This window comes from Campylobacter showae CC57C, from assembly GCF_000344295.2.
GTDB lineage: Bacteria > Campylobacterota > Campylobacteria > Campylobacterales > Campylobacteraceae > Campylobacter_A > Campylobacter_A showae_B.
This window is the reverse complement of record NZ_AOTD01000219.1, coordinates 21,943-33,792: the sequence shown is the minus strand read 5'-3', so window position 1 is coordinate 33,792 and position 11,850 is coordinate 21,943. Positions and strand designations below refer to the sequence as shown.

At 45.7% G+C, this 11,850-nt stretch carries 10 protein-coding genes and 1 pseudogene; all 11 read right to left on the bottom strand.

The window, feature by feature from the left end:
• Positions 1-1,194: 1,194 nt before the first annotated feature.
• Positions 1,195-1,704 carry a hypothetical protein gene (locus H740_RS08550; RefSeq protein ID WP_002953285.1) on the bottom strand — a complete coding sequence of 170 codons (510 nt, stop codon included), beginning with the start codon at positions 1,702-1,704 and terminating at the stop codon, positions 1,195-1,197.
• Positions 1,701-2,654 carry a hypothetical protein gene (locus H740_RS08545; RefSeq protein ID WP_002953283.1) on the bottom strand — a complete coding sequence of 318 codons (954 nt, stop codon included), beginning with the start codon at positions 2,652-2,654 and terminating at the stop codon, positions 1,701-1,703. Before H740_RS08545 ends, H740_RS08550 begins: the two co-directional genes overlap by 4 nt.
• The gene (locus H740_RS08540) at positions 2,651-3,325 is read right to left on the bottom strand and encodes an ABC transporter ATP-binding protein (protein ID WP_002953281.1); all 675 of its coding nucleotides are present in this window, start codon (positions 3,323-3,325) and stop codon (positions 2,651-2,653) included. The genes H740_RS08545 and H740_RS08540 overlap by 4 nt, the downstream gene beginning before the upstream one ends.
• Positions 3,322-4,431, bottom strand: a complete 1,110-nt coding sequence (locus H740_RS08535) for an ABC transporter permease (RefSeq protein ID WP_002953280.1) — start codon at positions 4,429-4,431, stop codon at positions 3,322-3,324. Before H740_RS08535 ends, H740_RS08540 begins: the two co-directional genes overlap by 4 nt.
• Positions 4,421-4,609, bottom strand: a complete 189-nt coding sequence (locus tag H740_RS08530; RefSeq protein ID WP_002953279.1) for a hypothetical protein — start codon at positions 4,607-4,609, stop codon at positions 4,421-4,423. Before H740_RS08530 ends, H740_RS08535 begins: the two co-directional genes overlap by 11 nt.
• Entirely contained in the window at positions 4,606-5,742 is a 1,137-nt protein-coding gene (locus H740_RS08525) for a nitrous oxide reductase accessory protein NosL (protein WP_002953278.1), read from the bottom strand. Before H740_RS08525 ends, H740_RS08530 begins: the two co-directional genes overlap by 4 nt.
• Positions 5,743-5,756: 14 nt before the next feature.
• A complete protein-coding gene (locus H740_RS08520; protein WP_002953277.1) occupies positions 5,757-6,602 on the bottom strand; it encodes a tetratricopeptide repeat protein in 846 nt (281 codons plus the stop codon).
• An 11-nt stretch (positions 6,603-6,613) separates the two neighbouring features.
• Positions 6,614-9,313 carry a cytochrome c biogenesis protein CcsA gene (gene ccsA / locus H740_RS08515; protein ID WP_002953276.1) on the bottom strand — a complete coding sequence of 900 codons (2,700 nt, stop codon included), beginning with the start codon at positions 9,311-9,313 and terminating at the stop codon, positions 6,614-6,616.
• Between the two features lie 15 nt (positions 9,314-9,328).
• Positions 9,329-10,298, bottom strand: a pseudogene (gene nrfD / locus H740_RS12530) (NrfD/PsrC family molybdoenzyme membrane anchor subunit).
• Between the two features lies 1 nt (position 10,299).
• On the bottom strand, positions 10,300-10,983 hold the full coding sequence (locus tag H740_RS08505; protein WP_002953275.1) for a 4Fe-4S dicluster domain-containing protein: 684 nt from the start codon (positions 10,981-10,983) through the stop codon (positions 10,300-10,302).
• Positions 10,984-11,019: 36 nt separating this feature from the next.
• Positions 11,020-11,832 (bottom strand): FKBP-type peptidyl-prolyl cis-trans isomerase N-terminal domain-containing protein, encoded by an 813-nt coding sequence (locus H740_RS08500; protein WP_002953274.1) that lies wholly within the window; start codon positions 11,830-11,832, stop codon positions 11,020-11,022.
• Positions 11,833-11,850 lie beyond the last annotated feature (18 nt).

Genomic DNA, 11,850 nt, shown 5'->3' with positions numbered 1-11,850 from the left:
TTATAAGGATATAAAGCGCGAGTTTTTCGAAAATTTCCTAAAAGCCGAACAGGAAAAGGGGACGGATATAATGGAAATACTGCGCAAAGTGGGCAATATTGGCAAGACGGATATTATCGCATAATACCCAAAATCCATGCGCGAGTAAAGGTTTAAAAAGCATTTTAAATAAATATTTTGCTGGGCTTGGCGGATCGAGCGCTTACGTGGCAAGTGCCTATACGAACAAAAATCGGACAACTTGGATGAAGTTACGCAAGCTGGTATTAGATTCTGCAGATCTGCGAAAATGGCAAATCTGGCTTTTTTGTAGGCTTGCATGAACATGTAGGGCCTGCAACAAAATAGTGCATCCAATTAATCCATCCCCCCCCCATGTTAAGATTATCTTTGGTTATAAAATTTCATATTCTTTTCCGTTTTCTCGTCAAATTTATCCAAAAGACTACTTTTAGCGACGCGATGGGCTTTTATAAATGTTTTTAGAGCGTCCTTGTGTTTCGTTAAGGTCACAATTTAATTCGTCCTTATGTAGGTGGAGTAAATTTCTTGCGAATATTTTTTGATCTATTTGGTCCGATCGTTGTCGTATGTCACTGTGTATGCAAGACAAAATAACAGGGGTGGACTTAAAGGGATTTGAACCCTATGCCCTAAAAGGGATTTGAATTGAGAGAGAAAATCTTATCAAAATTTGTTCTTAAATTTGTCACAAAATTAAGACGGTTTTTGGTTATAAAATCACTTATAATATCGATATACCAGTATTTTGTTTGTTGCATAAAATTTCTAACTTTGATACATAAAATAATAGCAGATAAAGGTAAAAATTTGTATAATACAATTTAACATAAAAAACCCTGTATTTTGGGCTTTTAAAGGCAACAAATGGCAACAAAAATATATAAGATGGCGGAAAGTCCCTCTCTGTCCGCCACCAACTTTTTCTTAACTTTCTTTTTACTTTAGCAATCAATTTTAAATCACTATGTTTTTTATGGATATTAAAAATAAATAATATCGTACGGCGACTACTAGATATTTTGTGTGCTTGTTATTCGTATTTTTTTGACAATAAATAGAGAAATTTTATTGTTTTACGCGTGGTCTAGATTGTTATATTAGTAGCTTAAGGTGCATAAATGCAGTCATGTTGCGCATCTTGGAGAATAAAAATAGCCAACCGGCTTAAGGCTAAATTTTATTCTCCGAAAGCAAGATAAAAATGAGCGGATTAATCAGCGTTTCGCCGCGCGCCGCATAGAGCAAAACATCCTCGAAATAGTTATCGTTAATGCCGTAAACGTGGTATTCATATGCGCCGATACCGTATCCCATCGGAGTGATGTCTACGCGCGAATACCAGGCGTTTTTAGCTAGGATGTAGCGGCTGGTGTCTTGCGAATAGACCCACAGCACGACGTCGTCTTTATTTTTTTGTCGCATTAGCCACGTAAACGAGTTTGAGATGTCGTAGAAAAAGTACGTGTCGCCGTTTGGCATCACCGCCTGAGCCGTGTTGTTTAGGTCGCTGATGAGCACCTTGCTTTCAAAGCAGAGGTATTTGTTAAGCTCGATTTCTAGCGGCTTTTTTTCTACGTTGCCATGGCGAACGACGATCTTGCCCTCGCTAGTATCTACGGAAAATGCAAGCAGCGCCACCACGCCGATGAGTAGCACGGCAGCGAAAATTTGCTTTATCATAATAAAACTCCTCGCAAAAGGTAGTATTTAGCGACGAAAAAGCTGCAAACAAGAGCATTCACGATCAGCCAAAAAGAGGAAATTTTGAGCAAATGTTCGTAAGGTTTTTTTACGATTAGCTCGACCAAAAACGCCGCGATACCATAGAAAATACCCAAAAACAGCGAGCCCCAGATGAGGTAGCCGACGTAAAAATACTCGCCCTTTAGCATGCAGTACGGGCATTTGTGATTTGGATGTTCGTAGACGTAAAGGCCGAAAAAATAGGTGATCGCGTAGTATGCGATAAACAAAAACAGCAGATTGCAAACAAAGCTCGCCATCGTCTGTTTGAGTAAATTTAGCGTCAAAATGACCGCAAAAATGGCGTAGTAAAATATGACCAAATTTAACTTCGTGTAGCCAAACGGTAGCTTTGGCGCTTGAAACACGACCGAGCAGCAAAAGACGGGTACTTTTAGCGGTACGTTGCTAAAGAATAGAATCTCGGCGGCAAATTCGATCAAAACGGCGATAAAAAGTATGGTAAAAATGACATATTTTCGCTTTAAATACGGAAAATTCGTCGCCTTTAAATCAAGCGAATTTATGATGAGCCACAGCCCAAAGCCAAAGATAAGCAGTAGTTTTAGCAGTAGTAAAATGCCGCCAAATTGATTTGAGCCGATAACGCCCGCCGAGCACATGGCGCCGGGCACCACGTCTGCTAGCTCGTTTAGAGATAGCGCGAAAAATACGAACAAAATGATCTTGCAAACTACGGCGAAAAACAAAATCGTATTTACGAGGTAGTTGCGCTTTTCGAGGTCGTATTGTAAATTTGACGTCGAGTTAAAGTCCCATAGGCGCATGATGCGCACGACGAAATACTGCGAAATGCCCATCAGTACGATGATGATGAGCTCGATCAGTAAAAACGCGATGACAACGTCCGATAAAAATACACTCACAGCATCTCTCCGTCTTGCATCCTTACGTAGCCGTCCACGAAATCTAGATCGTCAAACAAAATATCGTGCGTGGCGACGACGACGGTCTTTTTTAGCTCTTTAAATTTTTTCAGCATTTCGATGAAAATAAGCGAGTTTTGCTTGTCCAAATTTGCCGTCGGTTCGTCGGCTAGTATGATGCTAGGATCCATCGCTAGAGCCCTTGCTATTGCGCATCGCTGCTTCTCGCCGCCGCTTAGCTTTGAGATGACTTGATCTTTTTTGTGCGCGATATTAGCGAGATTTAGCGCGCGCTCGATTTGTGAATTTAGCTCGGCTTTTTTAAGACTTGTTAGGCTTAGCGGCGCTAGTACGTTTTGATAGACGCTAAGGCCCTCGATCAGGTTAAATGACTGAAATATAAACCCGACCTCGCTGTGCCTAAAATTTGAGCTCATGATGTCGGGTAGCTTTGAGACGTTGCGACTGTTGATTAGCGCTTCGCCGCTACTTGGCTTGCTAAGCGCGCCGAGTATTCCTAGCAGCGTACTTTTGCCGCTACCGCTAACGCCTTTTAGGATGACTAGATCGCCGCTTTTTACCGTCAAATTTATATTTTTTAGTGCGTGAAATTCGTTGGGTTTATTTTGATTGTAAATTTTACAGAGATTTTTTACTTCTATCGCGTTCATTTTACCGCCTCGCTCATGTCGCTAACGGCGATACGCCACGACGGGATGATGACGAATGCCAAAAACGGAATCACGCTAAAAACAAAGATCAAAAACAGCATGTTAAAGTCGATGATCGGCGTGAAATCGGTAAAATTCGCCACCTCGCTGCCTAAAAATATATCGCGTAAAAACGGCGCGCCGAATAAAAACACGTAGAGATACGCTCCCGCGACGCCTAGCAAATAGGCGCTAAAAGAAACGACGATGTTTTGGATAAATTTAAGCGCGATGATATTTCTTACGCTAAAGCCAATACTGCGCAATATCGCGATCTCCTTTTTCTTCTCGCCGTAAGCGAGCGAAATTTGATTTTTCAGCAGGATGAAAAACGAAACCATCGCCACGACGTAAAGCACCATGAAAATGCCGCCTTTGTAGTAGTAAAGGTGCCTTATTTTGGCTACTCCGTCCTCGATGCTCGTAACCTCGGTGTTTGGATAGACGTTTTGGATCTTTAGGGCCACTTCGCTGATCTCGTTGACGTTTGGTACTTCGACGTAGAGCCTCGTGTATTCGCCATCTTTTAGGCTTAGTACCTCGCGCGCAGTGGCGGGATTCATGTAAATGACGTCGTTTGAGACGATGCCCGTTTCATGCGGCGCGGTTTTGTTGATCTTTATCGGGATCATTTTTTCTTCGGTTAAAAAGTTAAAAACGTCCTCGTAATAAAGCTCCGCCATCTCTTTTTTTACGCCTTCGCCCACGATCATCTCGTTTTCGTCCAAATTTTCATCGCCTACGATATGAAACCAGACTCTTTTTTGCGCAAAATAATACTCTCCCTCGACCGCGCCCTCTACGCTAGCTACGCCCGCGATCTTTGAGACGTCGTAGATGTAGCCGTCGTGCATGAGGTCGCGCTTGCCCGCACGCAGAGCCTCGACGACGACTTCCGGTTTTGAGCGGGTCAAATTTGTAAGGTCGCTTTGGATAGAGCTTGAGACGAAAAGAACCGCGCTTAAGATAAACACGATAAAAGCGAATATAAAAAAGCTAAAAGCGTGATCGGCGCGGTCTTTATAGAGCAGCGTAACTGCGTAATCGATAAAATTTTTACTCGGCATAGACAAACTTCCCGTACTCTTTTGAAATAAAATTAGTCGAAATTTGCGCGTCTTTGACGGATTTTTGGATCAAATTTAGCTGAGCCTCCTTGCCCGCTCTATCGTAGCCAAGGTAATGCGCCCCGATACAAAGGTAAAGGATCGCAAAAAAACCCGCTAAAACGCAGATGAGTCTCACATCAACCTCTCAACCAAAAGCGTAGTTATCTCGTCAAATTTGACGATCTGCTTGCCGCCGTGATCTTTGGCAAAGGTCTTAGCGTCCTCTTCGCTAGCAAACGGTATGAGCTCGTTGCCCATAGGTCCGAGTACGTTTGAGCCGGTTACGTAGTAGGCGGTTCTGGCGTCGATTTTGTTTAGTTTGTAGTAGTCGCTAACGAAAATTTGATCGTCCTTTTTGCCTTTTTCGAAATAATACTTCATCATGTCCTTGACGCCGTCAAAGTAAAGCTCCTCTTTGCTTGTTTTCATCATCGTCGCCCACTGTGGGTTTTTGCCGATTAGCATACCGCAAACGGGGCAGCGCGCGCCTTTTGGCACGACGATTCTCTCGGCTTTTTGCGCTTTTTGCTTAGATTTTGAGGCTTGATCGCTTGAGCCTAAATTTGCCGGAGCGTCCCATAGATATAGAGCTGCTGCTTGCAGGTGTTTGTCGTATTCTGGAGCTTTGCCGGCGCCCTTTGCGTCGCATGTTTTTTTGAGGTGAGCTTTTAGCTCGGAGATGGCTTTAAAGCTTTTTGGATCGACTTTCTCGCAGTTTGCATCGTAAAATTCCTTGCCGTGCGCGTAAACGCCGCCTTCGCGTTTGGCTTTGATCATCTTGTTATCGCCCTCAAAGTCCTGCCCGGCGATCTCATAAGCTTTAGCGAAATTCATTATCTCGCCGCCGTTTTCAGCTTGGAACTCTTTCGCGTCAGCCTCGGTTGAAAAGGCGTATTTGCTATTTCTAGTCATCGTGCCGCCAATTTTGCTGCCGACGACGTAAAAGGCTTTATTTACATCGATCAAATTTAGATTTTTCGTATCCACAACCTGCGCGTCGCTTGGGATTTTTCCCTCCGTTAGTTCGTATAGGCAGTGTAGGGATGCTACTTGTTTGCCGTTATAGACGTGGTTTGTTTTGTAAAACTTAACCAAATTCATCCCGCAAACGGCGCAGTACTCTTTATCCTCGCCGCTTCCTACGAGCGTAGCTTTGCTTGGATCTACGCTTTGAAACATCGGCTTCATCTTGCCGGCTTGCTCGTTTGCTTCGGCGCCGAAAAGTAGCGCCGCTAGTAGCGCCGAACTCAAAATAGAACGTAAAATCATATTATCTCCTTAAATTATTTAGTTTTATTTGTTTCTGGTTTTAAAAACTCCGCATTCTCGCACGCGACTTTTAGGCCCTTTGCGCAGCTTTTGTCAAAGAGCTCTTTGGCCTTGGTGATATCGGCCGCGACGCCTTTGCCCTCGGCGTACATTATGGCCAGGTTGTTGCAGCCTTTGTCGTAGTTTAGGTTGCAGGATTTTTCGTAAAATTCTTTAGCTTTGGCGTAGTCTTGCTCCGTACCCTGGCCAAATGCATATAAAAAGCCGAGGTTATCGCAGCCGATACCCACGCCGCCCGCGCAGGCCTTTTCGTAAAATGATTTTGCTTTAGCGTAGTCTTTTTCTACGCCCATGCCTTCAAGGTGCAGGTAGCCTAGGTTATTGCATCCCATCATATCGCCGTAGTTGCAGGCTTTGGTATAGAGCGAGATGGCTTTTTTGATATCGGTTTTGACGCCTGCGCCGTTTGCGTAAAGTAGTCCTAGTGCGGTGCAGCCTTCGTCGTCTTGGCAGGCTTTTTCGTAGTATGCGGCGGCTTTAGCGAAGTCCTGAGTTGCGCCGTTGCCGCTTTCGTAGATGTAGCCTAGATTGTTGCAAGCAAGCGCAAATTTGGCATTGCAAGCCTTTTGGTATAAATTTATCGCCTTTTCGTAATTTTTCTCCACGCCGCCCGTGCCTTCAAAATACACCACTGCAAGGTTGTAGCAGCCCGATGCCTTGTTTTCCTCGTGGCAGGCTTTTTCGTAGATTTCTATCAGCTTTTTATGGTCGCCGCTTTGCTGGGCCTGCATGCCCTCCTGGATAAAGCCCGCGTTTGCGCTAGCGCATAAAACCGCCGCCAGTAGTAGTTTTTTATACATTTTTTCTCCTTTTAAATCGTTTTTACGTCGCGCCCTCTAAAGGCTAGCGCGGTTATCAAAAGTATGCAGCCAAGCGCGATATAGACGCTAATATGCACCGGCGGCAAATCTCCGCTAGCGTAAGAGTGCATGCCCGTTAGGTAAAAATTTACGCCAAAATAAGTCATCGCGATCGAACCGTAAGAAAATACCGATGCGATCAAAAATACGTAGAGCGAATTTAGCTTCGGTATAAAGCGCAGATGCAGCGCGATCGCGTAAACTAGGATCGATACGTAGGACCACGTTTCCTTGCTATCCCAGCCCCAGTAGCGCCCCCAGCTCTCGTTCGCCCAGATTCCGCCGAAGAAATTTCCAAGCGCTAGCAAGCAAAGACCGATGATTAGACTTGCTTCATTTATTGCTGCGATATATCTGATTTGCTCGTTTAGTCTCGCCACGTTGGATTTATTTTTAAATGCCATGAGTCCTAGTGCGATAAGACCCAGTACGCAGCCAAGGCCTAAAAATCCATAGCTAGCCGTGATAACCGAGACGTGGATGCTGAGCCAATAAGACTTTAGCACCGGGACCAAATTCGTTATCTGCGGATTTACGAAGCTCATGTGAGCTACTAGCATCACGATACCCGCTAGCAGCGCAGCCGCCGCAAGCGCAAGCAGCGAACTCCTAAAAAATATCATCCCCGCTAGCGCTCCCGACCAGCCAATATAGATCATCGACTCGTAACTATCGCTCCAAGGTGCGTGCCCAGAGACGTACCAGCGCAGAGCTAAGGCCGCCGTATGCACCGCAAAGCCTAGCGCGAACGCCGCTAAAATCGCTCGCTCAAGCGGTAAAATCCGTTTTGATAAAAATACCGAAGCAAGCCCTAGTAAAAGCGCGGCAAAGCCCAAAATCCAGTAGAAATAAACGAGTTTTTTAAACACCAAAGCACGGTTATAAAATACCTCGGCATCGACTCTGCTAACGCTAGGTAAAATTTCCGCCGAAGCCGTTCGCTGATAGTTTCTTAGCGCAGCTAGCGCGGAGTCCGCCTTGCTCCAGTTATTATCCGCGATGCCTTCCTGTAGGCCTATGAGGTAGTCGTTTAGCATGCTTTTTGCGTTGGTATCGACTCGCTCGTCGTTAAAGGCGTCGTTTGGCGAGAGCCACGCATTTTGCGGGTCGTTTGCTACCGGGATAAATTTAAAAAACGTGCCCTTAAACGTGAGATACGCGATGTTTAACCGCTCGTCAAATTTGATGAGGTCGTTATCGAGCGTACCTCGTTTTGATAGAGGTTTTTCATTCGCGGCTTCGACCTGCGCGGCTAGCTTATACTCGCCGTTTGCGTCAAAAGCGTCCCTAAAGCTCGCGTAATTTCCGCTCAAATTTAACATCTTTTTTATCTTGCCGTTTTTTATTTTGACGATTTTGATCTCTTGCCACAGCGCTGGATTTAGATTCATCCCTAGCACGATTTGTTCGGCGCTTAGGCCATAAAGCGAGTCTGTGCCGGAGATTTTATTTACGATTTCGCCGGCTTCCGTGCTGAGCGGCTTTATCCTGCCCGCGTAGTCTTGTACGAGAAGTTTTGCAAATTCGCCGTTAGCGTGAGCGGCGGTATTTGCGGCGAAAGTTTTTAAAATCTCGCTCTCGTTTTGCTCGGCCGCGTTTGCGTTAAAATTTAAAAAACCAAGCACGATAAACGCTGCAACGAGCGAGAATCTGCTGTTTTTTATGAAATTTATGAGCTTTAAAAATCGGCTGTTTTTAGTAAAAAAGTTGCCGATGACGCCGACGCAAAGCAAGAAATATCCGATGTAGGTCGGGATTTTGCCAGGATCGCGATTAACCTCTAGTACCGTGCCCTGTTCGTCCGCATCGTAGGATGACTGAAAGAGCTTAAAGCCTTGTAAATTTAGCGGATGATTCATGTAAATTTTATACTTTGCTAAAATTTCTCCCGCGTCCGAAAGCGCCTCTACCTCGCTAGAGTATGAGGACGGGCTTTGCGAGCCGGGGTAGCGCTCGAGCTCAAATTTAATAAGCTTTATCGAAAACGGCAAGCTAACTAGCTTTGAGCCCCAAGTTAGCATTATCTCCTCGCCGTCAAAATTTAGCATACTAGGCTCGCCTAGCCAGCCTACGCCGCCGTGGATTTTGGCTGTTTGTTCGCGCTGCCCGTCAAAGCCGGCTTTTACTACGAGAGTACCGCGTTCGCCTTTGGGCGCTGGTTTATAGGAGTCAAATTTGACGGTGAAATTTTTTGAGTTTATGGTTTGCGTGAAGCTAAAATTATTATCACCGATTTGGGTTAAATTTAGTGGATACTCGAAAAATGCGTCTTTGGTTCGGATCTGCAGATACGGCTTTACGCTCACCATCTCGTTTCCGCTCTCGCCCGCTCTTACGTGTAGCACGCCCTCGGTGCCGAAGTAACGCGTCAGCGCCGCGCCGATAAAGATCACGATAAATGCCGCGTGCAGAACGAAAGAGCCGAAGCGGCGCCACATTTTGGTTTTAATTATAATGCCGAGCAGGCTCAGCGTCGCAGCGCCCATGACGCACTCATACCAGCGCGCCTCATAGACTAAAATTTTAGCCGTTTGCGTATCGTAGATACTCTCTAAAAAGGTTGCGACGCCGGCACCTGCGGCTAGGATAAAGAGGAGGCAGAGCGCAAATTTATAAGAGATGAAAAATTTTAATATTTTTAGTGCGCTCATTAACCCTCCGCAGTTTTACATTATTATATCGTAAGTTTGTCCCGCGTATAGTATAAACATTCTAAGAAGTAATACTCCGACCACGCTGGCAAGCGCGCTAACGTAGAATGCAAACGCGGTGTGAGCGATCTTTTTGCCCAGTGCGAAATTTAAAACGAGCGGTACGCAAAAACCTACGCCCACGACGCCGAGCCAAAATAGCTGAGCGTAGAGCCCCTCGCTAAAGGCTATGCTTGCAGCTTTTTGCATGTCGCTGCCAGTGATAAGCGAGACGAAAATCATGCCGATTAGTAAAATTTCCATCGCCAAAACAGGCCACTCGACCGCGTGCAAGGTTTTTAGATCGCCGCCGTGCGGGTCCGCTTTAAAGAAAAGCGCGGCTATCAGGCTTGAGCCTGCGATGCCGGCAGATAGGCCAGACGCCACGAAAAGCGCAGGTAAAACGGCGGTATTAAGGATAGGAAATCTAACTAAAACCGAGATCAAAAAGCCCGTATAGGCGCAGATCGCGACCGCAAAACAAGCGTAAGCGCAAGAAGTAGCGGGCGAAGCGCGTTTAAAATTTTCTTACGAGCGTGAAAAGCCCTTTTAAAAAAGTAAGTCTGCGCAATAAAAATCCGCTAAGATCAGCTTCAAACGCATAAAGGCAGGCTACGAAGCTAAGCGGGATATAGATGCAAAGCGCCGCCACGCCCACGGACATAACCGAGGTAAAGTTGTAATTGATCAAAATTTTCCAGAAAAGTAGCGGCCTCTCAAGGTCGGCTACAAGGCAGACCATACCGAGTAAGATCGTAACTAAAGATAGCAACGACGCAGCCTTAAATAGCGGCGTGCTCTCGGTCTGTTTTTTATAAAATTTAACGAGGATCGCGACTACTAAAGCGCCGCCGCTCATACCCGCTAGCAAAAGATAAACCGCTATCGGCCAGCCCCACTCTACGCCGTGCGAGAAGGTCGCAGTGAAATTTATAGCTCCGTTCATATCACACCCCCAGTTTTACCGCAGGAATATAGCGCAGACTCGGCTTCGTGCCGCACTCAGGATGCATGCGCAGGCTGTCTTTTACGCGAAGCAGCTTGCTGATGTGCGATTCTTCGTCGTTTAGATCGCCGAATACGATCGCCTCGTATCTGCACGCCTCGATGCAGGCAGGCTCGTGGCCGTCCTTTAAATTCGTATCCAAGCAGAAGTTGCAGCTCTCTGCGGCTTTGGTATTGTGGTTTATGAAGCGCACATCGTAAGGACAGGCGACGATGCAGTATTTACAGGCGATACAGTCGTCGGTGTTCATCGTCGTGATACCGGTTTTTTCGTCCTTGTGGCAGGCTTTAGTCGGGCAGACGTTCACGCACGGCGCATCCTCGCACTGCTGACAAGATACTCTAACATAGCGCTTTTCTTTCAAATTTAGCGGATCGGTTTTATCCTGGATAAAAAGCCTCATTTGACCTTTCGGAACCGAATTTACCTTTTTACAGGCGACCTCGCAGTCGGTACAGCCGACGCATTTGTTCTGATCAAAGATCATGCCGTAGTGCGGCTTTTTGCCGTTTTCCGTAGGGGCGTCTAAATTTATACTCTTGCCCAGTACGCTAGTCGCTCCCGCAACCGCCGCGCCCGAAGCAAGGACTTTAAAAAACGTCCTTCTTGTATTTTGCTCTTTCATATTCTTCTCCATCCGTATGGATTAAATATCCTAAATTTATCTACCAACGCTACTTCCGTGGCTATGCGCGCCATGGAAATTTCGCGGCTGAGTTTCGCTTATTTTTTTGGCTGCGCCGGCTAGTTCGCCAGGTTTTAGCGCCTTTACTAGCTCGACTTCAAAAATCAGCGTCGAGCCGCCCGGTATCTCGTCTGCGCCCTCGTCTCCGTAAGCTAGGTGAGACGGGATGACGAATTTATACTTTGAGTTGCCGTTCATCATCATGAGGCCCTCTTGTAGGCCGTCTATCAAATTTACCATCGAAAGAATCGCAGGCTCGTTTCTAGAGTACGTATCGTCAAAAACTTTGCCGTTTATGAGGTAGGCTTTATAGTTTAGCGCGACTACGCTCTCAGGTCTTGGCTTATCGCCGTCGCCGACTGCCATGACTTCATACTGAAGCCCTGATTTAGTCGTTTTGACCTTTTTGTTTTTGGCGTTTTTCGCCATAAATTCTTCACCCTCTTTTAAATTTTTTTCAAGCGCTTTTTTAAACGCGTCTTGGGTTAGCTTATTTAATTTTTCGTCCCTTTGATTGAGTAGGGAGATTATTTCTTCGTCCGTTAGTTTTTGTTCTTTTTTAAAGGCGTCTGCAAAACCGTCTAAAATAGCCTTGCTGTCAAATTTAACGCCTAGGCTTTCTTGTTTTTTTAGTTGTGCGGAGATGTAGGTTCCGGTTGAAATTCCGATACTGTATGATTCTTTTTGCTCTTGCGTCATCGTCTCTTTATCCGCCGCGCTAGCGCACAAGACGCAACCGGCCGTTAGGCAGAGAGCTAAAATCGGGTTTTTGCTAAGTTTAAAACGCATAAATTTACCTTATTAAAT

Excerpts from the sequence above, each read along its gene's own strand:
- H740_RS08550 (WP_002953285.1), bottom strand. The coding sequence starts at position 1,704 with ATGATAAAGCAAATTTTCGCTGCCGTGCTACTCATCGGCGTGGTGGCG.
- H740_RS08525 (WP_002953278.1), bottom strand. The coding sequence starts at position 5,742 with ATGATTTTACGTTCTATTTTGAGTTCGGCGCTACTAGCGGCGCTACTT.
- H740_RS08505 (WP_002953275.1), bottom strand. The coding sequence starts at position 10,983 with ATGAAAGAGCAAAATACAAGAAGGACGTTTTTTAAAGTCCTTGCTTCG.
- H740_RS08520 (WP_002953277.1), bottom strand. The coding sequence starts at position 6,602 with ATGTATAAAAAACTACTACTGGCGGCGGTTTTATGCGCTAGCGCAAAC.
- H740_RS08540 (WP_002953281.1), bottom strand. The coding sequence starts at position 3,325 with ATGAACGCGATAGAAGTAAAAAATCTCTGTAAAATTTACAATCAAAAT.
- ccsA (WP_002953276.1), bottom strand. The coding sequence starts at position 9,313 with ATGAGCGCACTAAAAATATTAAAATTTTTCATCTCTTATAAATTTGCG.
- H740_RS08500 (WP_002953274.1), bottom strand. The coding sequence starts at position 11,832 with ATGCGTTTTAAACTTAGCAAAAACCCGATTTTAGCTCTCTGCCTAACG.
- H740_RS08535 (WP_002953280.1), bottom strand. The coding sequence starts at position 4,431 with ATGCCGAGTAAAAATTTTATCGATTACGCAGTTACGCTGCTCTATAAA.